The sequence below is a fragment of the Pseudomonas sp. COW5 genome, from assembly GCF_026240005.1.
GTDB classification, from domain to species: Bacteria; Pseudomonadota; Gammaproteobacteria; order Pseudomonadales; family Pseudomonadaceae; genus Aquipseudomonas; species Aquipseudomonas kribbensis.
In genome coordinates, this window is record NZ_JAPHVP010000001.1 from 1,068,739 (window position 1) to 1,092,883 (window position 24,145).

Sequence of the window (24,145 nt, forward strand, 5' to 3'; positions counted from 1 at the left end):
GGCGCCGTCGATATGGAGATATCCGATGAAAAAACTATCCCTGCTGGCCGCAGCCACTTTGCTCAGCGCCTGCCAATCGACCTCGCCAGCCGGCAAGGCCAGCCTCGACGGCGAAGTGTTCTACCTGCAACGCATCGCCCTGCCACCAAGCGCGACCTTGAGTGTAAGCCTGCAGGACGTTTCGCTGGCCGATGCGCCGGCTGTCGTGCTCGATGAACAGAAAGGCCCGATCAAGGGACAAGTGCCGCTGCCGTTCCATTTGAGCTACGATCCGGCACAGGTCAAACCCGGCCACCGCTACTCGGTCAGCGCACGCATCGAGGTTAACGGCGAGCTGATGTTCATCACCACCGAAAACCATGCCGTGCAGCTTGATGGCAAGGATCCGCAGCCACTGAAGATCCGCGTCGACGCCGCCCGCTAACGCTCTTATGAACAAGGAAGCCTTGATGCTCCGCCCTACCCTTCGCTTCGCCGGCCTGTGTGCGGGCCTGATGATCTCCGCCAGCGCCATGGCCCTGTCCCTCAGCGACCTGTCGCAAGGCGACGCCACCGGCGGCCTCAAGGATGCCCTGACCCAGGGTGCGCAACTGGCCGTCAAACAACTCGGCACCCCCGGTGGCTTCAGCAATAACCCGGACGTAAAAATCGAACTGCCGGGCAAACTCGGCAAAGTCGCCGGCAAGATGAAAGCGTTCGGCATGGGCGCCCAGGTCGATGAACTGGAAACCGCCATGAACAAGGCCGCGGAAACCGCCGTGACCCAGGCTCAGCCGATCCTGGTCGACGCCGTGAAGAAAATGAGCGTGGCCGACGCCAAAGGCATCCTCAGCGGTGGCAGCGACTCCGCCACCCAATACCTGGACAAATCCAGCCGCGAACAAATCCGCGCCAAGTTCCTGCCGATCGTCAAACAGGCGACCGACAAGGTAGGCGTAGCACAGAAGTACAACTCGTTCGCCGGCCAGGCTGCGACGTTGGGTGTGGTCGACGCGAAGAGCGCCAACATCGAAAGCTACGTCACCGAACAAGCGCTGAACGGCCTGTTCGAGATGATTGGCAAACAGGAAGAAACCATCCGCAAGAACCCGGCCGCTGCGGCGACGAGTCTGGCGAAGAAGGTGTTTGGCAGCCTCTAGGCCAACGCTGCACGGGAGCGAGACAACTCGCTTCCGTCCTTCAACACACTGGCTGGACTGCGTAAAAAGAACACCCACTCGCTGCCCATTTTCCTTTTCTCGAAGACCTGTAATTCGACCAGTCCATTCAGGGCCGACATCGCAGTGCTGCAAGAACAACCCAAGTGTTCCCTCACGTTGCTCGCCGTAAACTCCTTCGCCACTCCGCTCTTGGCCACCTGATACAGCGCCCGCTGCCTTGGCGTCAGCCGCTCGAAAAAACCCGACGCCATCAGCCAGCGCTCAAAGTCTTCCGTGAACGCCAGGCTTTTGCGGTAGACATCCGTGAAGCGACTGACCGCACGCTGAATCACCGAACACTGAAACTCGATGAAATACGTCAGATCCAGTTCATCGGCCTCGCTATGCAAATACGACCGTCCGTACTTCACCGGCGCATTGCGCAGCAAAGGACTGATCGCAATGTAGCGAAATGCCGAAAACTCGTGCTTGAACATGAACCAGTAGAACAACGCCCTCGCAACCCGTCCGTTGCCATCGCGAAACGGATGTTCGTAGCCCAGAGAAAAATGCAGCGTGATCGCCTTGATCAACGGGTGCAGGTAGTCCTTTTCTTGAGGTGAACCGAGTGGCTGATTGATCCAGCGCATGAGCCTCTGCAAACGCATCACCAGCCCGACAGCGGGCGGCGGTGTATGCACCGTGTTGCCCTCGCCATCCTGTACCACCACTTCATCGTTCGTCCTGAACAAACCGGGACTGTATTGCGCGTCATCGATCCCCTCGACGCCCACCCGATGCATTGCCGCAATCAAGTCGACGCTCAAGGGTTGATAACGGTTTTCCCAGGCGAAATTCATCATCCTGTAATTGCCCATGACCATGCGTTCATCCGGCGTGCGGGGCTGCCGTTGATACTTGAGCATGTCCTTGGCAACTCGCGTGGTCGTTGCCGCACCTTCCAACTGGCTGCTGGCGATCACTTCGTCTTCGATCAGATCATTGAGCAAATAACTGAAATGCGACCGTTCGCCAATCTGCCCGGTCATGCATTCCAGCGAAGCGGAAGTCGTCTGCAGATCGACGGCCGAAAGGGTTTTCCGGGCCGATGGCGTCAGCAAATACTTGCCCCACTGCGGCGGCTCACCCAATGGCAGGAGATTGATGTACTGCGCAGCCCTCGCCCTCTTCACCAACGCCCAACACAAACGAGCGTCCAGCCCCGGCGCCCAGCGATAGCGCAAATCCTCGAGAGACAAATAACGCCCCCGATCATCGAGAGGCTTGAGCAGCGCCAGATAATCCCCCAGATGCTGCTTGTGCGGCGCCCGCGCCAACAAGTCGAACACCGGATCGGACCGTCCTTTCAATACTGGCGGCTTCTTCATGAAAAACCTCTCGACCACTCATAAAAACAGAGAACCGAGTACAACACCCAGACCAGACGGCCTCAATATCAGAAAATTCTGAAAAAGCTGTAAGAGACACCGCAGCATGCGGCACAGCCGCCCCACTCAACACGATGAGCGTTAGCTCGAGTACCGCTTTTGACGTGCCGGCCCCATCGGCAGGCTGAGTGGAGGGATTTATCCGGGGGTAGGCGCGAAGCGCCGTTCGACGAAGTCGAACACATCGAGAGGAGGTGCAGCGAAGCAAACCGGAGGCGATGCCCCCGGATGAATCCCGGAACGAAGGAACACCGAGCCAAAGCGAGGTGCCGTACGCCGGGGCCAAGCCTTTTGCTTACTTTTCGGCGTTTGGAAAAGTGAGCCGCTGTAAGAGCGGAACCGCCAGCGGCAACACCCGAAGCAACGGATATTCACAAAGAACACCCAGAGCCTGGTCGGCCCAAAGGCCGCCACGCTCAACAAAGCAAATCAACCGTCCCGACGAACCCTGAACCAAGCCGCATACAACGCCGGCAAAAACAAAAGCGTCAAAGCAGTCGCCACAATCAACCCGCCCATGATCGCCACCGCCATCGGCCCGAAAAACACACTGCGTGAAAGCGGAATCATCGCCAGCACCGCCGCCAACGCCGTCAACACAATCGGCCGGAACCGGCGCACGGTCGCCTCAATGATCGCCTGCCAAGGCTTCAGGCCCGCCGCAATATCCTGCTCGATCTGATCCACCAGAATCACCGAGTTGCGCATGATCATCCCCGACAGCGCAATCGTCCCCAGCATCGCCACAAACCCGAACGGCTGACGGAACACCAGCAGAAACAGCGTCACCCCGATCAGCCCCAGCGGCGCCGTCAGAAACACCATCGCCGTGCGCGAGAAACTGCGCAACTGCACCATCAGCAAGGTCAGGACCACGACAATGAACATCGGCACGCCGGCGTTCACCGACTTCTGCCCGCGCTCGGAATCTTCTACGGTGCCGCCGACGTCCAGCAGATAACCGTCAGGCAATTCGGCACGGATCGGATCGAGGGTCGGCTGGATCTGTTTCACCAGCGTTGCCGGTTGCTCCTTGCCATAGATATCGGCCCGCACCGTCACAGTCGGCAGTCGGTTGCGATGCCAGATGATGCCTTCCTCGAAGCCATATTCCAGCGTGGCAATCTGCGACAGCGCGACGCTGCGACCGTTGTCGGTCGGCACCGCCAGACTCGGCAGCAGCGACAGTTCGGTGCGCTCATGCACGGTGCCGCGCAGGAGGATTTCGATCAGTTCGTTGTCTTCGCGGTACTGGCTGACACTGGAACCGGTCAGCGAGCTCTGAAGGAATTTCGCCAGGTTCGCCGTGCTGACGCCCAGGGCCCGGGCGCGATCCTGATCGATGTTCAGATACACGACCTTGCTCGGCTCTTCCCAGTCCAGATGCACGTTCACTACGTGCGGATTCTCGCGCACCTTGGCCGCGACTTTCCGGGCCAGCGCACGGACCTCTTCGATGTGCTCGCCCGTGACGCGGAACTGCACCGGATAGCCAACCGGCGGGCCGTTCTCCAGTCGCGTGACCCGTGAGCGCAGGGCCGGGAATTGTTCGTTGAGGGTATCGATCAGCCACGTCCGCAGCGCTTCACGCTCCTCGATGGTTTTCGCCAACACCACGAACTGGGCAAAGCTCGCTGCCGGCAGTTGCTGATCCAGCGGCAGATAGAAACGTGGTGAGCCAGTACCGACGTAGGCCACGTAATTGTCGATGCCGGCGTGATCCTTGAGCATCGCTTCCAGTCGCTTGACCTCTGCGGTGGTGTTGGCCAGCGAAGCGCCTTCCGCCAGTTTCAGATCAACCATCAGCTCCAGTCGGTTGGAGGCCGGGAAGAACTGCTGCGGGACGAACTTGAACAACATCACCGAAGCGACAAACAGCCCCACCGTCAGCACGATCACCGTTTTACGCCGACGCACGCACCACTCCACCAGACGTCGAACCCGCTGATAAAACGGTGTGGCATAAGGATCCGGCTGACCGTCACCACTGCCGTGTTTGGCCGCGTGAATTTTCGCCAGGTCCGGCAGGAGTTTTTCCCCGAGGTACGGCACAAACATCACCGCCGCCACCCACGAAGCCAGCAACGCGATGGTGACGACCTGAAAGATCGAGCGGGTGTATTCACCGGTGCCGGACTGCGCGGTGGCAATCGGCAGGAACCCTGCGGCGGTGATCAGCGTACCGGTGAGCATCGGGAATGCGGTGCTGGTCCAGGCGTAACTGGCCGCCTTGATCCGGTCGAAGCCCTGCTCCATTTTGATCGCCATCATTTCCACGGCGATGATCGCGTCGTCCACCAGCAAGCCCAGCGCCAGCACCAGCGCGCCGAGGGAAATCTTGTGCAGCCCTATGCCGAGGTAATACATGCAGGCGAAGGTCATCGCCAGCACCAGCGGAATGGTCAGCGCCACCACCATGCCGGTGCGCACGCCAAGGGAGAAGAAGCTCACCAGCAACACGATGGCCAGCGCTTCGACCAACACCTGGACGAACTCGCCGACTCCACTTTTCACCGCCGCCGGCTGATCGGACACCTTGCGCAGCTGCATGCCGGCCGGGAGGTTTTTCTGGAGGCGGGAGAATTCGGTTTCCAGGGCCTTGCCCAGCACCAGAATGTCGCCGCCGTCCTTCATCGCTACCGCCAGCCCGATCGCGTCTTCGCCCATGAAGCGCATGCGTGGCGCCGGCGGATCGTTGAAACCGCGCCGCACGTCGGCGACATCGGAGATGCGGAAGGTACGATCACCGACCCGGATCGGGAAGTTCCGGATCTCGTCGACTGTCTGAAAATTCCCCGAAACCCGTAGCTGTAATCGCTCGCTGCCGGTCTCGAAGAAGCCGGCGGTGGACACCGCGTTCTGCTCTTCCAGCGCCTGCTGGACTGCCGCCAGCGGCAAGCCGAGGGTGGCGAGTTTGACGTTGGACAGCTCGACCCAGATCTTCTCGTCCTGCAGCCCGAGCAAGTCGACCTTGCCCACGTCCTTGACCCGTTGCAGCTGGATCTGGATGCGGTCGGCGTAATCCTTGAGCACGGCGTAGTCGAAACCGTCGCCGGTCAGGGCGTAAATATTGCCGAACGTGGTGCCGAATTCATCGTTGAAGAACGGGCCCTGAATGCCCGGCGGCAAAGTCTGGCGGATATCGCCGACCTTCTTGCGCACCTGATACCAGAGGTCCGGGATCTCCACCGAATGCATCGAGTCGCGGGCGATGAAGGTGACCTGTGATTCACCGGGACGGGAGAACGAAACAATGCGTTCGTACTCACCGGTTTCCATCAGTTTCTTTTCGATGCGCTCGGTGACCTGGCGCGAGACTTCCTGCGCTGTGGCGCCGGGCCAGCGGGTCTGGATGACCATGGCCTTGAAGGTGAACGGCGGGTCTTCACTCTGGCCGAGTTTGGTGTAGGACAAGGCGCCGACGATGGCCAGCAAAAGCATCAGGAACAGTACGATCTGGCGATTACGCAGCGCCCATTCGGAAAGGTTGAAGCGCATCGGGACTTACTCCTTGTCCGCCAGATTGACCACACGGTTGGAGCGATCCACGGGACGCACCTGCTGCCCTTCCAGCAGCACATGCACGCCGGCGGCCACGACCCAGTCGCTGGCGTTGAGGCCTTCGAGCACCGGCACGGTTTTCTCGCCGAACGGGCCGATGCGCACGGGCGTCTTTTTCAAGGTGTTGTTGGCGCTGACGACCCAGACGTAGGTCGCGCCGTTTTCAGCGGTCAGGGCCGAGAGCGGCACCGACAGCGGGATCACGTCGGCGGTCTGGACGAACACCCGGGCGCTCTGGCCGAGTTCGACAGGCACGTTGCCGGCGGTGAAGGCGATGCGGGCGGCGAAGGTTCGGGATTTCGGATCGGCCGCTGGCGACAGTTCACGGATTTTGCCGGCGAAGCGCTGGTTCGGTTGCGTCCACAGCTCCACGGACACAGGCTGGCCGACCTTGAACCGGCCGAAGCTTTGCTCCGGCAGGCTGATCGACACTTCGCGTTCGCCATCGGTGGCGAGGGTGAATACGGTCTGCCCGGCGGCGACCACTTGCCCGACTTCCACCGAACGCTTGGCGACCACACCGTCCTGAGGCGCGCGCAATACGGCGTAACTGGCTTGATTGGTCGAGACGTTGAATTCGGCTTTGATCTGTTTGAGGCGGGCCTCACCGGAGCGGTAGAGGTTTTCGGCATTGTCGTAGGCCGAGCGGCTGACCATCTGCCGTTCCATCAGGGTCTTGTAGCGGTCACGCTCGGCGCGCACCAGATTCAGATTGGCTTCGGCGGCGGTGACCTGGGCGCGGGTGGCTTCCAGTTGCAGGCGTACGTCCTGCGGATCGAGTTCGGCCAGGGGTTGATCGGCCTTCACGCGCTGGCCTTCCTCGACCAGTCGTCGGCTGACTTTGCCGCCAATGCGGAACGCCAGATCCGGTTCATAGCGGGCGCGAACCTCGCCCGGATAACTTTCCATCGCCTGCGCCGAAGGCTCTGGCTGTACCACCATGGCCGGTCGCACGCTGACTGGCGTCACCTCTTCCTTGCCACATGCCGACAATAAAAACGCCAGAGTGACTGGCACCGCAAAGGACAACGCATGGCGGAACATGGTGAAGGACCTTTCGCTAAGGAGGCTTGGAATATTTATACTGGCCGGTATGTTATTAATAGCAAACTCACCAGTCCAGTATTAAAAGCGAAGAATGTCGAACAATCTTTCAGCTCCAAACGGCCCCGGCCGCCCGAAGGATCCGGCCAAGCGCCAGGCGATTCTCGAAGCGGCGAAAATCCTGTTCCTGAGTCACGGCTATGCCAACACCAGCATGGACGCGGTGGCCGCCGAGGCTGGCGTGTCGAAGCTGACGGTCTATAGCCATTTCAATGACAAGGAGACGCTGTTTTCCGCCGCCGTCGTGGCCAAATGCGAGGAGCAATTGCCGCCGCTGTTCTTCGAATTGCCGGACGGCATCGCGGTGGAAAATGTGTTGCTGAACATTGCCAGAGGCTTTCACCACCTGATCAACAGCGATGAGTCGGTGAACCTGCATCGCCTGATCATGGCGCTGGGCAGTCAGGATCCGAAGCTGTCGCTGATCTTCTTCGAGGCCGGCCCGCAGCGCATGGTGCAAGGCATGGAGCGACTTCTGCGGCGGATCGATGAAACTGGTGCGCTGCGCATCGACAACCCGCACAACGCCGCCGAGCATTTCTTCTGCCTGATCAAGGGCGCGGGGAATTTCCGGTTGCTGTATGGCTGCGGTGAACCACTGACCGGCGAGGCGGCGGAAAGCCATGTGCAGGAAGTGGTCGAGCTGTTCATGCGGGCCTATCGACCCTGAAAATAAAAATCCCACGCCATGCGTGGGATTTTCTTATGCGACGGCTCAGGCCTTGAGCGCTTTCTTCGGGTAGATGTCGTAGCGGCTGGATTTGCCATCCAGCGCATGGCTCGGCTTCGGCCCTTCGATGCACGGCGCCTTGCGCGGGCGCTTGACCACCACCCGGTGCGTGGCCAGCGCCAATGCCGCTTCAAGCAGGGCCGGTGCATCCGGATCGTCGCCCACCAGCGGGCGGAACAGGCGCATTTCCTTCTTCACCAAGGCGGTTTTCTCGCGGTGCGGGAACATCGGGTCGAGGTAGATCACCTGCGGCGGCTCGCCTTCCCAGTTGCGCATCACATCGATGGAGTTGCCTTTGAGCAGGGTCATCCGCGCCACGATCGGTGCCACGTCGAAATCTTCCGCCGCCCGGGCCAGGCCATCTTCCAGCAGCGCGCCGATCAGCGGTTGACGCTCGATCAGGCTCATCTCGCAGCCCAGGCTCGCCAGCACGAACGCATCCTTCCCGAGCCCCGCCGTGGCATCCAGCACCCGCGGACGCACGCCCTGGGCGATACCGACCGCCTTGGCGATCATCTGTCCACTGCCACCACCGTACAACCGACGATGGGCCGCACCGCCCTCGACGAAGTCGACCCGCACCGGGCCCGGCGCATCCGGCCCCAGTTGTTGCAGCTGCAAGCCCTGCTCGCCGACCTGCAAGGCAAACTCGCCGTCGGCCACCTGCAACGGCAGATTCAGGCGCTGCGCCCACTGCTCGGCCTGCGCTTCGAACGTCGGGCCGAGGGCTTCGACATGGATGCGGCAGGCCGCAGGTTGCTCAATCATGGAAAACACGCTCAAAAAAGTTAAGGATCGGCAAAAACCGCCGATAACCCAATCAACGCGCATTTTGCCAGAGCTGAGCGTCGACCGAAAAAAATGTCAGGCATTCTTCCCACATCGATTGGCTACATTTCGCCCACAGGCGATTTCAGCCGTCATAACACTCAAGCATTGGGCGGCGTCAGCCACCTGTGGCAGGATTTCTTTGCCCAGGCACTGGCCGAACAATCGAGTGATGTGGTGCCGGCCTGCGGGACATTCCCACCGGTCGATCTGGAAAGCCCTGAAGAACCGACTGTCGGCAGCGAACTGCACGCCCACATCATCGACCAGCGCGAATGCGATGTAGTGGAAACCCAGGTACGCCCACCCGAGCCGCTGTTCCTGCCGATTGCCGAAATCGATATGACACTGGCCGAGCCGTACCCACCGTTCCCGCCGGAAGACATCAAGACTCAGCAAAAGCAGCAGGACTTCGACAGCAGCTGGGTTCGTCCTGTCGTGATCAACAACGGCCAGCCGATTCCGGAACCGGGCCCTGCCCCGCAGAAAAAGCCGCTGTACCTGCCGATCGCCGAGTTCGACCTGGATCTGCTGCAACCTTACCCGCCGTTCCCGCCGGAAGAGATCGTCGAACAGCAGAAAGCCCTGGACTTCGATAACGGCTGGGTACGCCCGATCGTTCAGCAGAACCTGCGCATCGCCGCCTGATCCCGCCTCGCTTCAATCCTTGAAGAATTGATTGGCCTTGGCGTACGGCATCGAACGCGAAGTGAAACCGAACGTGCCCGATTGCTGGATTTCCTCGGCAGCCCGGAAGAATTCGCCAAACGCCGCCAGCGCCAGCGCCGAGCCGGTACTGATGCGCTTCACACCCATTTCTTCCAGTTGCAGCACGGTCAGTTTCAGGCTACCGGACATCAACACGTTGACCGGTTTCGGCGCCACTGCGCGCACCACCGCCAATACTTCTTCAGCCGTCCTCAAACCCGGAGCATAGAGCACGTCGGCCCCTGCTTCGGCGAACGCCTGCAGGCGGCGAATGGTGTCATTTATATCCGGATTGCCGTGCAGGTAGTTTTCCGCGCGGGCCGTCAGGGTGAAGGGAAACGGTAAGGTTCGAACAGCGGCAACGGCGGCTTCGACCCGTGCCACGGCGTGTTCGAAACAGTAGATCGGAGCGTCCGGACGGCCAGTGGCATCTTCGATCGAGCCACCCACGGCGCCCGCTTCGGCGGCGCGCAGCAGGCTTTGCGCCGACTCGGCCGGAGCGTCGGCAAAACCGTTTTCCAGATCCACCGCCACGGGCAGATCCGTGGCTGCAGCAATTGCCCGAACATTATTCAGGGTTTCTTCGAGACCAAGCGCGCCATCGGGTTTGCCCTGGGAAAACGCATAACCGGCACTGGTGGTCGCCAACGCTTGGTAGCCCAGACTGGCAAGCATCTTCGCGGAACCGGCATCCCACGGATTGGGAATCACGAAAATCCCGGGACGTTCATGCAAGGCTTTGAAGGCTTCGGCTTTACGGACTTGTTCTTTGCGGGCTTGGGCGTCCATCGGCAGGCTCCTGGGCAGAAAAAATCCGCCTCAGAGCAAACCAAGTTGCTCGGCGGCGGGTTCTCTGTATAGCTCAGGCAGCGATGGCAGGCCAGGCAAACGTTGCATCAGCTGTGCATGGAATCGCTGCGCGAGTTTGGCCGCCAGGATGTTATCGGCGGTGTGCAGAAAGATGTAAGGCGTGCGGCCCTCTTCGATCCACTCGGCAATCTTCGCCACCCACGGCACCAGGAACGGATCGTTGGCCTCAAGCTCGGGATGGCCGATGAAGCGCACCTGCGGGAATTGGGTGAACGCTGCCGGGCGGGTTGGCACGCGGGGCTTTTTCGATTGAGCGTGGATTACCGAAGACTCGGTGGACAGGCAACTGAACAGCGCGCGCGGATCGAGGCAGATGCGCTCCACACCGCGATCCAGCAGCAGGCGATTGAGCAGGCGTTCACTTTCGCCCTTGGCGAAGAACTGCTCATGGCGCACTTCCACCGCCAGCGGTCGATCAAACGCGTCGATGAAGGCTGCGAGCTCTGGCAAACGTTGTGGAGTGAAGCTTTTCGACAGTTGCAGCCACAGTGGCGATACGCGTTCGCCGAGCGGGCCAAGCAGCTGGATGAAGGTTTCGGCGGCGGTCAGTTGATCGCGCAAGTCACCGTCGTGGCTGATGTCGCCGGGGAATTTGGCGGTGAAGCGAAAGTGTTCGGGCATGACCTCGGCCCAACGCTGCACGGTGGCCGGCGACGGACTGGCGTAGAAAGTCGTATTGCCTTCCACGGCGTTGAACACTTGCGAATAGAGACCGAGGAAATCGGAGGTCTTGGCGTCTACCGGATACAGATACTCGCGCCAGGCGTTTTCACTCCAGGACGGGCAACCGAGGTAGTAAGGCAGATCCATCAGATGTACAGATCGAGGCCCAGCACGTCTGCGTCCCAATCGACAAAACCGGCGGTGCTCAGGTAGCTGGCCAGGGCCATGGCCACGCTTTTCTTCATCGCACGGTGATAAATCATGTCTTGTTGGCGGGCGGGCAGATTGCTCAGGCGTTGCGCGGAGGCCTTGGCGGCGCGGGCAGCCAGTTGCGCTTCGGTGGGGAATTCCAGCTCGCCTTCAATATCCTCGACGGATTCATCCAGCGCCGGATTGCCTTTGCGAGGCTTGCGCTTGATGGGGTAGGAATGAGTGGAAACGCCGTCTATACGCATAAAGTCATGCTCGGTATCGATGATGGCAATTTAGCGGCACCTGACCGACTTAGCAAATCGCCGAGTGATAACTAGAACACATAAAAGACAAAAGGTTTAAAGCGCGGGGTTGGAAACGGACGATTGGCAGGCATTTGCAAGACCCTGCGGCGAATGCCACAGGGTCGAAATCATCAGCGGGCTTTCGGCGTGGCGACTTTATCGCGCAGGTAAACCGGCTGGGCGTCGTCGGCCGGAATCGACTCGCCACGTTCCCAGGCGAATCGCGCCAGCGTCAGCAGATCTTCGGCGTGGGGCAACATGCCCGCATCGGAACCGCTCAGGCTGACAGCGATGCGTTCGCCGTAGCCCCAACCGGTGCCGGCTCCGAACCAGTCGCCAGCCGCATCGTCCGGCAGCGCGGCGACTTCCGGCGGCAGCACCGCCTCGGTGCCGACCAGACGCATCTCCCCGGCCGTCTCGCGGTAGCAGCCCCAATACACTTCATCCATGCGCGCATCGATGGCCGCTGCGACCTGGCTCACGCCGTGTTCGCGATAAGCGCGTTGCGCGAGTACCGCGAGGTTCGACACCGGCAATACCGGACGATCCAGCGCGAACGCCAGGCCTTGCACCACGCCGATGGCGATCCGCACACCGGTGAATGCGCCCGGGCCGCGACCGAAGGCAATCGCGTCCACCGCTTGCAGCGTGGTGCCGGCGTCGGCCAGCAATTGCTGGATCATCGGCAGCAGTTTCTGCGCGTGCAGGCGCGGGATCACCTCGTAATGGCTCGTGACCTTGCCGTCATGCAGCAAGGCAACGGAGCAAGCTTCAGTCGCGGTGTCCAGGGCCAGCAAGGTGCTCATCGATGTGTCCGTAAATCAGGTGGGGAAAAGTGCGCCAGTATAAACAACTACGGCCCGCAAGCGGGCCGTGGATGATGCAGCGGATCAGGTTTTTCAGCTCAGAGCTTCAAGAACCTTGGCGGTGATCGCTTCAACCGAACCGACACCCGGGATGTGGCTGTACTTCGGCTTGCCGTTGGCGGCCGACAGCTTCTGGTAGAAATCCACCAGCGGTTTGGTCTGCGAGTGATAGACCGACAGGCGATGACGCACGGTTTCTTCGGTGTCGTCCTTGCGCTGCACCAGTTCTTCACCGGTGATGTCGTCTTTACCGGCAATCTTCGGCGGGTTGTAGACGATGTGGTACACGCGGCCGCTGGCCTCGTGAACGCGACGGCCAGCGATACGCTGAACGATTTCTTCGTCTTCAACGGCGATTTCAACCACGGCATCCAGCTCGACACCGGCGGTCACCAGCGCTTCAGCCTGAGGAATGGTGCGCGGGAAACCGTCGAACAGGAAACCGTTGGCGCAGTCAGCCTGAGCGATGCGGTCCTTTACCAGTGCGATGATCAGGTCATCCGACACCAGGCCGCCGGCATCCATGATGCTCTTGGCCTTGATGCCCAGCTCGGTGCCGGCCTTGACCGCAGCACGCAGCATGTCGCCGGTGGAGATTTGCGGAATGCCGAATTTCTCGGTGATGAACTTAGCCTGAGTACCTTTACCGGCCCCGGGAGCTCCCAGCAGAATGACGCGCATTAGATGTGCTCCTCAATTTTTTTATAAAAAGCTTTTGCAAAACAACGGATTCGCCTCATGGGGCGAAATCCTGGAAATAGGGTCGTGACCGCCCAAACGGCCAGAGGCTGACCAAGATACACAGCAGGCTGCGCCCACACAAGACGCCAAAAGTCGGAGAAACCGGCGCCTGCCGCGACCTTGCGACGCGGTTCCCCAAGTCGCAACCCCATCATTAACTGTCGCTTGCCCGCATTTTTCCCACGCTCGATAAACGGCACCCGACGTTTGCCCCGGGTGCCCCGCCCCACGCAGAAAACCTTAGCCGGTATTTCGCAAACCGGCGGCAATCCCCGCCACAGACACCAGCAACGCCTGTTCTACCGGGCTGTCCTGCTCGACGTTCGACTGTCGCGAACGCGCCAGCAGTTCGGCCTGCAATAGATGCAGCGGGTCGAGATAGGTGTTGCGCAGGCGGATGAATTCCAGGGTGTCCGGGCTATGTGCCAGCAGTTGCGACTGACCGGTCAGGCCGAGGACCACGGAACATGCCTGCGACAATAGGTCGCGTAAGTGCACACCCAAAGGTAACAAGTCCGACTCCACCAGTCGCTCGTCGTAGGACAGCGCAATGTCGGCGTCGGCCTTGGCCAGGACCATTTCCAGCATGTCGATGCGGGTGCGGAAAAACGGCCACTGCTCGCGCATCTGCCCCAGCAGCTCGCCTTCGCCGCGCTCCAGCGCCTTGCTCAGCGCCGTTTCCCAGCCGAGCCACGCAGGCAGCATCAAACGCGTCTGGGTCCAGCCGAAGATCCACGGAATCGCCCGCAGGCTTTCGATGCCGCCGGCGCGACGCTTGGCCGGACGGCTGCCCAACGGCAAACGTCCCAGCTCCTGCTCGGGTGTCGACTGGCGGAAATACTCGACGAATTGCGGATTTTCCCGGACCACGGCGCGATAGGCCGCCACACCGTCAGCGGCCAATTCGTCCATCAGATGACGCCATTCGGGTGTCGGTGGCGGCGGTGGCAGCAGGGTCGCTTCGAGCACGGCAGCCAGATAGAGATTGAGGTTTTGCTCGGCGATGTCCGGCAGGCCGAATTTGAATCGAATCATTTCCCCCTGCTCGGTGGTGCGGAAGCGTCCAGCCACCGAACCCGGCGGCTGCGACAGAATCGCCGCGTGAGCCGGGCCGCCGCCACGGCCCACGGTGCCACCGCGACCGTGGAACAGCAGCAGTTCGACTTGCTGCTCGCGGCAGATTTCCACCAGCCGCTCCTGAGCCCGATATTGCGCCCAGGCCGCTGCGGTGGTGCCGGCGTCCTTGGCCGAGTCGGAATAACCGATCATCACTTCCTGCGGGCCTTGCAGACGTGCGCGATAACCCGGCAGCAGCAACAGACGCTCGATCACCGGGCCGGCGTTATCGAGGTCCGCCAGGGTCTCGAACAACGGCACCACGCGCATCGGCCGCAGAACACCAGAGTCCTTCAGCAGCAGTTGCACCGCGAGCACATCCGAGGCGGCACCGGCCATGGAGATCACATAGGAACCCAGCGAAGCCCCCGGCGCGGCGGCGATTTCCTTGCAGGTGGCGAGCACTTCGGCGGTGTCTGCCGAAGGCTTGAAATGCGCCGGCAGCAGCGGTCGTCGGTTCTGCAGTTCGCGGGTCAGGAAGCTGATGCGCTGTTCTTCATCCCAGTCTTCATAGCGACCAAGGCCGAGGTAGTCAGTAATTTCGGTCATCGCTGCGGTGTGTCGCGACGAGTCCTGACGCACATCGAGGCGCACCAGGAACAGGCCGAAGGTCACGGCCCGACGCAGGCAATCGAGTAACGGTCCGTCGGCGATCACACCCATGCCGCACTCGTGCAGCGAGTGGTAGCACAGCTCCAGCGGATCGAGCAGATCGCGATTGTTGTGCAGCACATCGGCCGGTGCCGGGGTGGTTGCGGTCAGCGATGCATGAGCCCAGTTGCGTGTGGCGCGCAGGCGTTCACGCAATTGCTTGAGCACCGCGCGATAGGGTTCGGCGCTGTCGCCGGCCTTGGCCTTGAGCGCGTCGCTGGCTTGCTGCATCGACAGTTCGGCGGCCAAGTGATCGACATCACGCAGGTAAAGATCCGCCGCCATCCAGCGCGCCAGCAACAGCACTTCGCGGGTCACGGCAGCGGTCACGTTCGGGTTGCCATCGCGGTCACCACCCATCCACGAAGCGAAGCGGATCGGCGCGGCTTCCAGCGGCAATCGCAGGCCCGTGGCCGCAAACAGTGCCTGATCGGCCTTGCGCATATGGTTGGGAATCGCCTGCCACAGCGAATGCTCGATCACCGCAAACCCCCACTTGGCTTCGTCCACCGGGGTCGGTCGGGTGCGGCGAATTTCTTCGGTGTGCCAGGCTTCGGCGATCAGGCGTTGCAGGGTGTTGTGGATCTGCTCGCGCTCGGCGCTGGTCAGGTCGCGGTGATCTTGGGCGGCCAGTTGCGCGGCGATCGCGTCGTACTTCTGGATCAGCGTGCGCCGGGCCACTTCGGTGGGGTGCGCGGTCAGCACCAGTTCGATTTCCAGTCGTGATAACTGCCGGGCAAGGGAGTCGGCGCTGTGCCCTTCCTCGCGCAAACGGGCGAGCAATTCCGGCAGCACACGGGACTCGAACGGTGCGGCTTGCGACTCTTCGCGGCGATGAATGAGCTGGTACTGCTCGGCGATGTTCGCCAGGTTGAGAAACTGGTTGAACGCCCGCGCCACCGGCAGCAATTCGTCTTCGCTCAGCTGATTGAGGCTGGCGCTGAGTTCGGCATCCATCGAGCCGCGCCGGTCAGCCTTGGCGCCCTTGCGGATCTGCTCGATCTTGTCGAGAAACGCCTCGCCGTACTGGTCACGGATGGTGTTGCCCAACAGCTCACCGAGCAGGTGAACGTCTTCGCGCAAGCGTGCATCAATATCGGTCATCAGCATCTCTCCAGCAGTAATCGGTGACGGATCGCAAGTGAGTGGATGAACAGAGAGTGCCGCTCTGCAACGCTTCTTACAAGCAGACGACGAAGGGACTTTAAACCTTGCGCCCTGAAGCTAGTCTCAACAGTAAGCCCCACAACGGCTGCCGCCGCCTGACGGCGGACACTCACCCAGACCTGCCACGAGCAGGTGCGACATGAGGTCATCATGAAAATCCGTGAACTCGCCCAGCATTGGGAAGAAACCGCCAAGGGTCGCCTGACCGATACCGGCTACACGATTCATCTGGATGTGGAGGCCGCCGCGCGCCTGGCGGCGATTGCCGAGATGTACCCCAAACGCCATGCCGAAGAACTGCTCGGCGAACTGATCGGCGCGGCGCTTGAAGAGTTCGAGGCGAGCCTGCCGTATGTGAAAGGTTCGACCGTGGTTGCCACCGACGAGGAAGGCGATCCGCTGTATGAAGATGTCGGCCCGACCCCGCGTTTTCTCGCGCTGTCGCGGCGTCATCTGCACGACTTGTCGACCGCAGCCGGCAAGCAAAAACACTGACACAACATAAATCGAAACGTGGGAGCGAGCTTGCTCGCGAAAGCGGTTTGTCAGGCACTGTAGTGGTGACTGATCCGACGCTATCGCGAGCAGGCTCGCTCCCACATTGACTGTATTCAAACTCAAAAATCACACGCCTTATTACTCCCGCGCGTACCACTCTCCCCCGCCAAAGTTCCCGGTTTAGAGCCCTGTCCATTCGGTCAGAATATTTTTTGGCGATGAGCCATCTTTTCTGAACTTTTAAAAAAAGCCTTCGGTCGGAACAGGTAACCACGCCTGGAACGAGCGTTTCAAAACGCACTTGCACATGACGGTTGCGGCTCCGCTACCAGGATGGATTTCGAAGCTTCCAAGGAGTTAACCAATGGAGTTGAAGACCATGAAGACCCAAACCTCGTTCTCCCACCTGCGCGGTCTGAAACTGGCCGCCCTGGCTATCGGCACCAGCTTCGTGCTGGCCGGTTGTGCCGGTAATCCACCGACCGAGCAATACGCGGTGACTCAATCGGCCGTCAACAGCGCGGTCAGCGCCGGCGGTACCGAGTTCGCCGCCGTGGAAATGAAGCAGGCGCAGGACAAGCTCAAACAAGCCGAAATCGCCATGCACGACAAGAAGTATGACGAGGCTCGCACGCTGGCCGAGCAAGCCGAGTGGGATGCCCGTGTTGCCGAACGCAAGGCTCAGGCGATGAAAGCCGAACAGGCTGTGAAGGATTCCCAGAAAGGTGTTCAGGAACTGCGTCAGGAAAGTCAGCGCACCGTGCAGTAAGCGCGCATCCCGACCGCAAGGCTGAATCTCTTATCGATAGAAAGGACGAACGATTATGCGTAAACAACTGATGATCCCCGCTCTCCTGGCCGCAAGCGTTGCCCTGGCTGCCTGCTCGACGCCACCGAACCCGAACCTGGAACAGGCGCGCACCAACTACGCCGGCCTGCAGGCCAACCCACAGGCGAGCAAGGTGGCGGCACTGGAAACCAAGGACGCCAGCGATTACCTGGACAAGGCTGACAAGGCCTATCTGGACAAGGAAAACGCGGCCAAGGTCGACCAACTGGCCTACCTGACCAACCAGCGCGTGGAAGTGGCCAAGCAGACCATCGCCCTGCGCACCGCTGAAAACAACCTGAAGAACGCCGCTGCCCAACGTGCCCAGGCCCGTCTGGATGCCCGTGATCAACAGATCAAACAGCTGCAGGACAGCCTCAACGCCAAGCAGACCGATCGCGGTACGCTGGTGACCTTCGGTGACGTGCTGTTCGCCACCAACAAGGCCGACCTGAAATCCAGCGGTCTGGTGAACATCAACAAACTGGCACAGTTCCTCCAGGAAAACCCGGACCGCAAAGTGATCGTCGAGGGCTACACCGACAGCACCGGCGCCGCTTCGTACAACCAGTCGCTGTCCGAGCGTCGTGCGACCTCGGTGCAGGTTGCGCTGATCAAGATGGGCGTCGATCCGTCGCGCATCGTGGTGCAGGGCTACGGCAAGGAATACCCGGTCGCGGATAACGGCAGCGTCTCGGGCCGTGCGATGAACCGTCGGGTGGAAGTGACCATTTCCAACGACAACCAGCCGGTGATGCCGCGTTCGGCGGTTAGCTCGAACTAAGCGTCACGCGGTAACGAAAAAAGCCCCGCCTGAATTGATCAGGCGGGGCTTTTTCTGTTTGAGGTGTTCGGCCTGCAATGGGTGGGGGTAGCTGAGATCGCAGCCCCTCACCCCAGCCCTCTCCCTGAGGGAGAGGGAGCCGATAGAGAGATGCTCTAGAAATACGTCGACCTGACGGTGATTTACCGAATCCATAATCGACACGTTTTTTCAGGTCGATGTATAGCGCAAGACAACTCGGTCAGTCCCCTCTCCCTCTGGGAGAGGGTTAGGGTGAGGGGGCGCCGGCGGAATCACTCTTCGAGCTTCTGCGGGGTTTCCTGCCCCATGCAGCGCACAGCCTTTTTCTGCGCGTTGATCAGCACCCCGGTCAGCCCTTTCTGTTCGGTGTCGAACAGCACCAGCACGCCATCGATGCACTGCGCCACTTGCGGCGCCGGGTCCAGGGAGACTTTGTAATCTTCGCCGGGAATGGTCTTGAGCATGGTGAATTCGTTGAGCAGCAACGCATCCTCGGGTTTGGCGAAGTGCAGGTAGCCGTAGTACCACAGGGCGCCGACGGTGCCGAGGATGCTGCAGATACCGGTGATGATCAGCGGGATGGCGTTGCGTTCTTCACTCATTGCGGACTCTCGTTTTCAGAATTCGGAGGTTGCGGGTAATTCGGGACTTCGCCGAGGCGGCGTAGGCCGTTGAAATGCTCGGGATCGTCAAGGTAACGCAGCATGACCTGACGCCACACCGGATCGCCGAAGGTCTGCACATGGCCACCGCGAGTCAATTGCAGGACCCGGGGCGGCGGCGCAGCTTGATACAGACGGATGCCATTGGAAAGTGGCACCAGCGGATCGTCGATGCTGTGGAAGATCAGTTTCGGCACGCCTTTGAGCTGCGGCATCGAGTTGATCGCACTGTCGCTGTCCGGCACCAGCCACGACAGCGGCACCTGGAATGGCCAGGTCATCCACGACGTGCTGAGGGCGTATTGGCCGACGCTGCGGTAACTGGCCGGAACCCCGTCGAGCACAAAGGCCTTGAGCTGTTTTTGTCTTTCCGGATGTTGCACCAGCCAATGCACCGCCATCGAACCGCCGAGACTCTGGCCGAGCAGGATCAACGGCTTGCCTTTGACTTCCGGCGCCTTGTCCAGCCAGGCAAATGCGGCGTCGATGTCCTGATAGATCGCCGGCAGGCTCGGCTTGCCCTCGGACAGACCGTATCCGCGATAGTCCACCAGCAGCACCTGATAGCCGTTTTTCGGCAACCACCAACTGCCGCCCAGATGCATCGGCAGGTTGCCGCCGTTACCGTGCAGGTGCAACACCGTGCCCTTGACCTCGACGCCGGGTTTGGCCGGCAGCCACCAGGCGTTCAGCTTGAGGCCGTCGGCGGTGGTCAGGGTGACGGTGCGGTATTCGAGTTTGGCCTTTTCCGGGGTGAATATCTGGCCCGGCTCGGGGTAGAACAGCAAAGAGCTGCAACCGCCGAGGGTCAGGAGCAGGCAGAGGATGCCGAGGATTCTCATCCGGTGAAACCTCGCAAGGTTCGGATTCCCGCGCGCAGCGCGGGAATGATCAATGGGCCTACAGGATGTTGGAGTAATCGGCCTCGATCCGGTCCAGGCTCAAGTGATTGAGGAAGTTGGAGAAGCACATCCACGCCGACAACGCGTTCATGTCACGGAACTGGTCCGGCAGGTATTTGGGCGGTACCACCAGGCCTTCATCCACCAGTTGCCGCAGGGTTCGCATGTCCTCCAGCGTGGTCTTGCCACAGAACAACAGCGGAACCTGCTCGAGCTTGCCCTTGCGCACGGCCAACTGAATGTAGTTGTAAACCATGATGAAGCCCTTGAGGTAGGACAAGTCTTTGGTGAATGGCAGACCGGTCGGCGTCGATCCACGGAACACCCGACTGGCGTTGCCGTAGCTTTCCGCCATTTCGAAGCCCTGCTCACGGAAGAACTCGAAAATCTGCAGGAAGTCCGCGCCCTCCTCCACCATATGAATGGCGCGTGTGCGGTTGGTCAGCTTGCGCAGGCGGCTCGGGTAGGAGGCGAAGGTGATGATTTCCATCAGGATCGCCAGACCTTCCTGAGTCACCGTCGACGAGGGCGGGCCCTTGGACAGGAAGGTGCAGATCGGCTGGTTCAAACCGTTGAGCGTGGTACCGACGTGCACCAGGCCTTCGTGGACCTCCAGCGCGCGCACGTCGCGGTCATTGAACATCGCATCGGTGCGGATCTTGATGTAGTCGGCGCCCGCCGCCGCGTCGGCGACGATACCGTCGGACTCGAACACGCGGATGGTTTCCTCGGCCTCGCCGAACACCTTGTTCAGGCGTGTTTGCAGCAAGTGCACGGCGTCCTTGGCGGTGAGGATTTTCGGTTCGTCCTTCAGGTCGCCACGGCCGTCGATGTTGTTCAGGTAGTCGGACATCATCAGGCCGAGGTCGGCCAGGGTCGGGTCACCGGCGTGGAACGCATCGGACGCAGCGCCATACAGTTCCTGGGAAATCAGGCCGAAATCCTCGGTGCCGCGCGCTTCGAGCATGCGCACCACCATCCGGTATTCCTTGCACATGCGGCGCATGATCTGGCCGACCGGGTTGAACTGGCCGAGCTGGCGGGTGATGTCGCGCTCGATGTTCTGGAATTCCAGCTTGACCTTGCTCGAATCGAAGGACAGCGGCCGGTTGAGGTAGTAGTCGCGATCCACCGCCGGCAATTCCTTGCCTTTGGCCTTGAGGAACCCCTTGCGAATGTTCTCGTCCCACTTGACTGCGTCAAGGACGCGAATCGGCGTCTGCGCCAGCACAATGCGATCGGACAGCGTGCGTATCGTCTGCTGGTAATCGTCCACCCGAAACTCCTGTAGAAAACGTGACGAACTGAATTATTTGGCCTTGGCCTGATGCTGGTAGCGCGCCGCTTCGACGAAAACGTCGGAATTGGCCGGGTCGTCGAGGTAAGCAAAGACCTTATCCAGCGGACTGTCGACCTGCACGCCTTGACCGTCATCGGTCGGGAAGCCCTGGCCGTCGAGGGTTTTCTGCGCGATGGCCTGGTTGATCTGTTCGAGATCGAGGTTGTAGATCACCAGTTCATGTTTGTCGGTGATCTCGAAACCGGCGATGGTGAAGTGCCCGCCATATTGCGCCGGCACCTTCGCTGACAGATACCAGCGGTTGCCATGACGCGACACAGTGAATGGGTAGGCTTCCCGCTCATGGGGACGGGCCTTGAACCATGTGACCGCCTGATAGCGGTCATTGCCCAGGCGCGTGAGTTCCAGACTCATCGGCTCGCCCCAGGCATTGGTGCTCGCCCATTCGCCGAGCAGGCCCTTGGGCGCCGGCTCACGGGCAGGCAGCGGATCCTTGAAGGTCACCAGACAACCGCTGAGCAGCAGGAACGACAGCGCGATCAACGCGCCACGCCAGGCTTTCATTCAACACTCCCTAGAACCTGAAACACCTTCCCCTGTGGGAGCGGGCTTGCTCGCGAAAGCGGTTTCACATTCAACACTTCAGTTGACTGACCCACCGTATTCGTCGGATCGCCGCCCGGAGCAAGCCCGCTCCCACAGAGAACCTCCATCGGCTATCAGACCGACGCGAGTACCAGATGCATATAGCGCGTCAGAATGCCGAGCATGTCCTCTTCGGCCAAAGGCTCGGCGTCGTTGAGCAGGCCCTGATATTCCATCCGTCCGATAATCGCCGTCAACACCTTGGCATCCTGCTGCGGTTCGCGCGAGCCCAGCACCTGGAACAACTGGCAGGTGCCCTGCAACAGAATCTGCTGATGGGAACGTACCAGTTCCGCCAGACGCGGATTGAGCAGCGCTTCCTGACGGAACGCCTGTTCGGCCATCAAATGCTCGCGGCGGTTGACCAGTTGCCGGTGCACGTAGTCGGCCATCAGCCGGGCGATATCGTCGGCCAGTTGCGAGCGCGACTCCGGGCTGCCGTCGCCGCTGACCACCATTTCGCGCAACAGGCCTTCGTTGTTGATCCACAGCTTGGCCATGTAGGCCGCGCTGCGTTCGACGTATTGGGCGAAGGTATCGGTGAGCAGGTCATCGATGTCCTTGAAGTAATAGGTGGTGGCCGACAACGGCACACCGGCCTCGGCCGCCACCGCACGGTGACGCACGGCGCGCACGCCATCGCGCACGACAATGCGCATCGCCGCATCGAGAATGTCCTGCCGACGCTGCTCGCTGCCCTGTCGGCTGGCCTTGCGGCCCTGGTACTGAACACTTTCAGCGACCGCAGTGGCGATACCCGCTGCACCCTCTTGAGCCATTGCACCGATCACGACAGGACTTCCTCTGTTGTTTTTTTCAAAAGTAACCATTTGATACGTTTGTACCAGACAGGCAATAAAAAGCCGCCCATTTCAGGCGGCTTTTTTATTGAAACACTTACGCTTGCGGCCGCATGTGCGGGAACAGGATCACGTCGCGGATCGACGGCGAGTTGGTCAGCAACATCACCAGACGGTCGATACCGATACCTTCACCGGCCGTTGGCGGCATGCCGTACTCCAGCGCGCGAACGAAGTCGGCGTCGTAGTGCATGGCTTCGTCGTCGCCGGCGTCCTTGTCGGCCACCTGCGCCATGAAGCGCTCGGCCTGGTCTTCCGCGTCGTTCAACTCGGAGTAGGCGTTGGCGATTTCACGGCCGCCGATGAACAGCTCGAAGCGGTCGGTGACGTTCGGGTTGTCGTCGTTGCGACGGGCCAGCGGCGACACTTCGAACGGGTACTGGGTAATGAAGTGCGGCTGTTCCAGCTTGTGCTCGACCAGCTCTTCGAAAATCATCACCTGCAGCTTGCCCAGACCTTCGAAGCCCAGCACCTTGGCGCCGGCCTTCTTGGCGATGTCGCGCGCCTTGTCGATGTCGTTCAGGTCATCGGCGGTCAGCTCAGGGTTGTACTTGAGGATCGAGTCGAACACCGACAGGCGTACGAACGGCTCGCCGAAGTGGAACACCTTGTCGCCGTACGGCACGTCGGTGCTGCCCAGAACCAGCTGCGCCAGCTCACGGAACAGTTCTTCGGTCAGGTCCATGTTGTCTTCGTAGTCGGCGTAAGCCTGGTAGAACTCCAACATGGTGAATTCAGGGTTGTGACGAGTCGAAACGCCTTCGTTACGGAAGTTGCGGTTGATCTCGAACACTTTCTCGAAGCCGCCAACCACCAGACGCTTCAGGTACAGCTCCGGCGCGATACGCAGGAACATTTCCATGTCCAGCGCGTTGTGGTGGGTTTCGAACGGCTTGGCGGCGGCGCCGCCAGGAATGGTCTGCAGCATCGGCGTTTCGACTTCGAGGAAGTCGCGCTTCATCAGGAAGCTGCGGATGTGCGCGATCACTTGCGAACGAACGCGGAAGGTCTGGCGCACGTCTTCGTTGACGATCAGGTCAACGTAACGCTGACGGTAGCGCTGTTCGGTGTCAGTCAGGCCGTGGTGCTTGTCCGGCAGCGGGCGCAGGGATTTGGTCAGCAGGCGCACGCTGGTCATCTCGACGTACAGGTCGCCCTTGCCGGAACGGGCCAGGGTGCCTTCGGCGGCGATGATGTCGCCCATGTCCCAGGTTTTCACCGCGGCCAGGGTTTCTTCAGACAGGGTCTTGCGGTTGACGTAGACCTGGATGCGACCGGTCATGTCCTGGATCACCATGAACGAGCCACGGTTGAGCATGATGCGACCTGCAACCTTGACCGGGATCGCAGCCTCTGCCAGCTCTTCCTTGGTCTTGTCCGCGTACTGTTTCTGCAATGCTTCGCAGTAGTTGTCGCGGCGGAAGTCGTTCGGGAAGGCATTGCCCTTGGCGCGCTCGGCAGCAAGCTTTTCCTTGCGCAGGGCGATCAGGGAGTTTTCTTCCTGTTGCAGGGCTTGCGAATCGAGTTGTTGGTCGCTCATGTCTTTAAATTTTCC

General features: G+C 60.7%; 23 protein-coding genes. 7 read left to right on the forward strand and 16 right to left on the reverse strand.

Features of this window, described 5'->3' with window-relative positions; all coding sequences use genetic code 11:
- Positions 1-25: 25 nt before the first annotated feature.
- Both OQ248_RS04955 and OQ248_RS04960 read left to right on the forward strand, forming a co-directional pair.
- Positions 26-424 carry a YbaY family lipoprotein gene (locus tag OQ248_RS04955; protein ID WP_265812195.1) on the forward strand — a complete coding sequence of 133 codons (399 nt, stop codon included), beginning with the start codon at positions 26-28 and terminating at the stop codon, positions 422-424.
- Between the two features lie 25 nt (positions 425-449).
- Positions 450-1,139 (forward strand): DUF4197 domain-containing protein, encoded by a 690-nt coding sequence (locus OQ248_RS04960; RefSeq protein WP_248744291.1) that lies wholly within the window; start codon positions 450-452, stop codon positions 1,137-1,139.
- Here OQ248_RS04960 and OQ248_RS04965 read toward each other — a convergent pair.
- The 3 genes from OQ248_RS04965 to OQ248_RS04975 form a co-directional block, all read right to left on the reverse strand.
- Entirely contained in the window at positions 1,136-2,527 is a 1,392-nt protein-coding gene (locus OQ248_RS04965; RefSeq protein WP_265812196.1) for a Fic family protein, read from the reverse strand. The genes OQ248_RS04960 and OQ248_RS04965 overlap by 4 nt on opposite strands.
- Before the next feature lie 489 nt (positions 2,528-3,016).
- Entirely contained in the window at positions 3,017-6,085 is a 3,069-nt protein-coding gene (locus OQ248_RS04970; protein WP_265812197.1) for an efflux RND transporter permease subunit, read from the reverse strand.
- A 6-nt stretch (positions 6,086-6,091) separates the two neighbouring features.
- On the reverse strand, positions 6,092-7,192 hold the full coding sequence (locus tag OQ248_RS04975) for an efflux RND transporter periplasmic adaptor subunit (protein WP_085712820.1): 1,101 nt from the start codon (positions 7,190-7,192) through the stop codon (positions 6,092-6,094).
- A 94-nt stretch (positions 7,193-7,286) separates the two neighbouring features.
- Between OQ248_RS04975 and OQ248_RS04980 the strand changes: the two genes are divergently transcribed.
- Complete coding sequence (locus tag OQ248_RS04980) at positions 7,287-7,922, forward strand: TetR/AcrR family transcriptional regulator (protein WP_114881558.1); 636 nt, start codon at positions 7,287-7,289, stop codon at positions 7,920-7,922.
- A 45-nt stretch (positions 7,923-7,967) separates the two neighbouring features.
- Here the strand turns inward: OQ248_RS04980 and OQ248_RS04985 are convergent, their stop codons facing one another.
- On the reverse strand, positions 7,968-8,747 hold the full coding sequence (locus OQ248_RS04985) for a class I SAM-dependent methyltransferase (RefSeq protein WP_170931586.1): 780 nt from the start codon (positions 8,745-8,747) through the stop codon (positions 7,968-7,970).
- A 96-nt stretch (positions 8,748-8,843) separates the two neighbouring features.
- Here OQ248_RS04985 and OQ248_RS04990 point away from each other — a divergent pair, with 96 nt between their 5' ends.
- Positions 8,844-9,458, forward strand: a complete 615-nt coding sequence (locus OQ248_RS04990) for an energy transducer TonB (RefSeq protein ID WP_265812198.1) — start codon at positions 8,844-8,846, stop codon at positions 9,456-9,458.
- Positions 9,459-9,470: 12 nt separating this feature from the next.
- On the opposite strand, the gene OQ248_RS04995 is transcribed toward OQ248_RS04990, so the two are convergent.
- The 6 genes from OQ248_RS04995 to ppc form a co-directional block, all read right to left on the reverse strand.
- Entirely contained in the window at positions 9,471-10,307 is an 837-nt protein-coding gene (locus OQ248_RS04995; RefSeq protein ID WP_265812199.1) for an isocitrate lyase/phosphoenolpyruvate mutase family protein, read from the reverse strand.
- A gap of 30 nt (positions 10,308-10,337) precedes the next feature.
- Positions 10,338-11,198 (reverse strand): DUF72 domain-containing protein, encoded by an 861-nt coding sequence (locus OQ248_RS05000; RefSeq protein WP_265812200.1) that lies wholly within the window; start codon positions 11,196-11,198, stop codon positions 10,338-10,340.
- Complete coding sequence (locus OQ248_RS05005) at positions 11,198-11,506, reverse strand: hypothetical protein (protein WP_085712814.1); 309 nt, start codon at positions 11,504-11,506, stop codon at positions 11,198-11,200. The genes OQ248_RS05000 and OQ248_RS05005 overlap by 1 nt, the downstream gene beginning before the upstream one ends.
- 173 nt (positions 11,507-11,679) lie before the next feature.
- The gene (tsaB, locus tag OQ248_RS05010) at positions 11,680-12,354 is read right to left on the reverse strand and encodes a tRNA (adenosine(37)-N6)-threonylcarbamoyltransferase complex dimerization subunit type 1 TsaB (protein ID WP_265812201.1); all 675 of its coding nucleotides are present in this window, start codon (positions 12,352-12,354) and stop codon (positions 11,680-11,682) included.
- A 93-nt stretch (positions 12,355-12,447) separates the two neighbouring features.
- Positions 12,448-13,095: an adenylate kinase gene (gene adk / locus OQ248_RS05015; RefSeq protein WP_085712812.1), complete on the reverse strand. Its 648-nt coding sequence runs from the start codon at positions 13,093-13,095 to the stop codon at positions 12,448-12,450.
- Positions 13,096-13,395: 300 nt separating this feature from the next.
- On the reverse strand, positions 13,396-16,026 hold the full coding sequence (gene ppc, locus OQ248_RS05020) for a phosphoenolpyruvate carboxylase (protein WP_265812202.1): 2,631 nt from the start codon (positions 16,024-16,026) through the stop codon (positions 13,396-13,398).
- A gap of 213 nt (positions 16,027-16,239) precedes the next feature.
- Here ppc and OQ248_RS05025 point away from each other — a divergent pair, with 213 nt between their 5' ends.
- The 3 genes from OQ248_RS05025 (at position 16,240) to OQ248_RS05035 (ending at position 18,200) form a co-directional block, all read left to right on the forward strand.
- Complete coding sequence (locus OQ248_RS05025; protein WP_085688799.1) at positions 16,240-16,584, forward strand: pilin assembly protein; 345 nt, start codon at positions 16,240-16,242, stop codon at positions 16,582-16,584.
- 367 nt (positions 16,585-16,951) lie between these two features.
- The gene (locus OQ248_RS05030; RefSeq protein ID WP_085697302.1) at positions 16,952-17,356 is read left to right on the forward strand and encodes a DUF4398 domain-containing protein; all 405 of its coding nucleotides are present in this window, start codon (positions 16,952-16,954) and stop codon (positions 17,354-17,356) included.
- 55 nt (positions 17,357-17,411) lie between these two features.
- On the forward strand, positions 17,412-18,200 hold the full coding sequence (locus tag OQ248_RS05035; RefSeq protein ID WP_085712811.1) for an OmpA family protein: 789 nt from the start codon (positions 17,412-17,414) through the stop codon (positions 18,198-18,200).
- A gap of 293 nt (positions 18,201-18,493) precedes the next feature.
- Here the strand turns inward: OQ248_RS05035 and OQ248_RS05040 are convergent, their stop codons facing one another.
- From OQ248_RS05040 to lysS, 6 genes are all read right to left on the reverse strand, one after another.
- Entirely contained in the window at positions 18,494-18,823 is a 330-nt protein-coding gene (locus OQ248_RS05040; protein WP_119427141.1) for a hypothetical protein, read from the reverse strand.
- Entirely contained in the window at positions 18,820-19,725 is a 906-nt protein-coding gene (locus tag OQ248_RS05045) for an alpha/beta hydrolase (RefSeq protein ID WP_114881550.1), read from the reverse strand. Before OQ248_RS05045 ends, OQ248_RS05040 begins: the two co-directional genes overlap by 4 nt.
- 58 nt (positions 19,726-19,783) lie before the next feature.
- Positions 19,784-21,061 carry a flavohemoglobin expression-modulating QEGLA motif protein gene (locus tag OQ248_RS05050; RefSeq protein ID WP_085712808.1) on the reverse strand — a complete coding sequence of 426 codons (1,278 nt, stop codon included), beginning with the start codon at positions 21,059-21,061 and terminating at the stop codon, positions 19,784-19,786.
- A 33-nt stretch (positions 21,062-21,094) separates the two neighbouring features.
- Positions 21,095-21,649 carry a hypothetical protein gene (locus OQ248_RS05055; protein ID WP_265812203.1) on the reverse strand — a complete coding sequence of 185 codons (555 nt, stop codon included), beginning with the start codon at positions 21,647-21,649 and terminating at the stop codon, positions 21,095-21,097.
- A gap of 155 nt (positions 21,650-21,804) precedes the next feature.
- Complete coding sequence (locus OQ248_RS05060) at positions 21,805-22,509, reverse strand: TetR family transcriptional regulator (protein ID WP_011332647.1); 705 nt, start codon at positions 22,507-22,509, stop codon at positions 21,805-21,807.
- A 118-nt stretch (positions 22,510-22,627) separates the two neighbouring features.
- A complete protein-coding gene (lysS, locus tag OQ248_RS05065) occupies positions 22,628-24,130 on the reverse strand; it encodes a lysine--tRNA ligase (RefSeq protein WP_119427139.1) in 1,503 nt (500 codons plus the stop codon).
- Positions 24,131-24,145 lie beyond the last annotated feature (15 nt).

Bases quoted from the DNA above. Each gene is read 5' to 3' on its own strand.
- OQ248_RS04965 (WP_265812196.1), bottom strand. From the start codon at position 2,527: ATGAAGAAGCCGCCAGTATTGAAAGGACGGTCCGATCCGGTGTTCGAC.
- OQ248_RS04995 (WP_265812199.1), bottom strand. From the start codon at position 10,307: ATGGACGCCCAAGCCCGCAAAGAACAAGTCCGTAAAGCCGAAGCCTTC.
- tsaB (WP_265812201.1), bottom strand. From the start codon at position 12,354: ATGAGCACCTTGCTGGCCCTGGACACCGCGACTGAAGCTTGCTCCGTT.
- OQ248_RS05040 (WP_119427141.1), bottom strand. From the start codon at position 18,823: ATGAGTGAAGAACGCAACGCCATCCCGCTGATCATCACCGGTATCTGC.
- OQ248_RS05055 (WP_265812203.1), bottom strand. From the start codon at position 21,649: ATGAAAGCCTGGCGTGGCGCGTTGATCGCGCTGTCGTTCCTGCTGCTC.
- OQ248_RS04970 (WP_265812197.1), bottom strand. From the start codon at position 6,085: ATGCGCTTCAACCTTTCCGAATGGGCGCTGCGTAATCGCCAGATCGTA.
- OQ248_RS05005 (WP_085712814.1), bottom strand. From the start codon at position 11,506: ATGCGTATAGACGGCGTTTCCACTCATTCCTACCCCATCAAGCGCAAG.
- OQ248_RS04980 (WP_114881558.1), top strand. From the start codon at position 7,287: ATGTCGAACAATCTTTCAGCTCCAAACGGCCCCGGCCGCCCGAAGGAT.
- OQ248_RS05045 (WP_114881550.1), bottom strand. From the start codon at position 19,725: ATGAGAATCCTCGGCATCCTCTGCCTGCTCCTGACCCTCGGCGGTTGC.
- lysS (WP_119427139.1), bottom strand. From the start codon at position 24,130: ATGAGCGACCAACAACTCGATTCGCAAGCCCTGCAACAGGAAGAAAAC.
- OQ248_RS04960 (WP_248744291.1), top strand. From the start codon at position 450: ATGCTCCGCCCTACCCTTCGCTTCGCCGGCCTGTGTGCGGGCCTGATG.
- adk (WP_085712812.1), bottom strand. From the start codon at position 13,095: ATGCGCGTCATTCTGCTGGGAGCTCCCGGGGCCGGTAAAGGTACTCAG.
- OQ248_RS05025 (WP_085688799.1), top strand. From the start codon at position 16,240: ATGAAAATCCGTGAACTCGCCCAGCATTGGGAAGAAACCGCCAAGGGT.
- OQ248_RS04955 (WP_265812195.1), top strand. From the start codon at position 26: ATGAAAAAACTATCCCTGCTGGCCGCAGCCACTTTGCTCAGCGCCTGC.
- OQ248_RS05060 (WP_011332647.1), bottom strand. From the start codon at position 22,509: ATGGCTCAAGAGGGTGCAGCGGGTATCGCCACTGCGGTCGCTGAAAGT.
- OQ248_RS05035 (WP_085712811.1), top strand. From the start codon at position 17,412: ATGCGTAAACAACTGATGATCCCCGCTCTCCTGGCCGCAAGCGTTGCC.
- OQ248_RS04975 (WP_085712820.1), bottom strand. From the start codon at position 7,192: ATGTTCCGCCATGCGTTGTCCTTTGCGGTGCCAGTCACTCTGGCGTTT.
- ppc (WP_265812202.1), bottom strand. From the start codon at position 16,026: ATGACCGATATTGATGCACGCTTGCGCGAAGACGTTCACCTGCTCGGT.
- OQ248_RS05030 (WP_085697302.1), top strand. From the start codon at position 16,952: ATGGAGTTGAAGACCATGAAGACCCAAACCTCGTTCTCCCACCTGCGC.
- OQ248_RS04990 (WP_265812198.1), top strand. From the start codon at position 8,844: ATGTCAGGCATTCTTCCCACATCGATTGGCTACATTTCGCCCACAGGC.
- OQ248_RS05000 (WP_265812200.1), bottom strand. From the start codon at position 11,198: ATGGATCTGCCTTACTACCTCGGTTGCCCGTCCTGGAGTGAAAACGCC.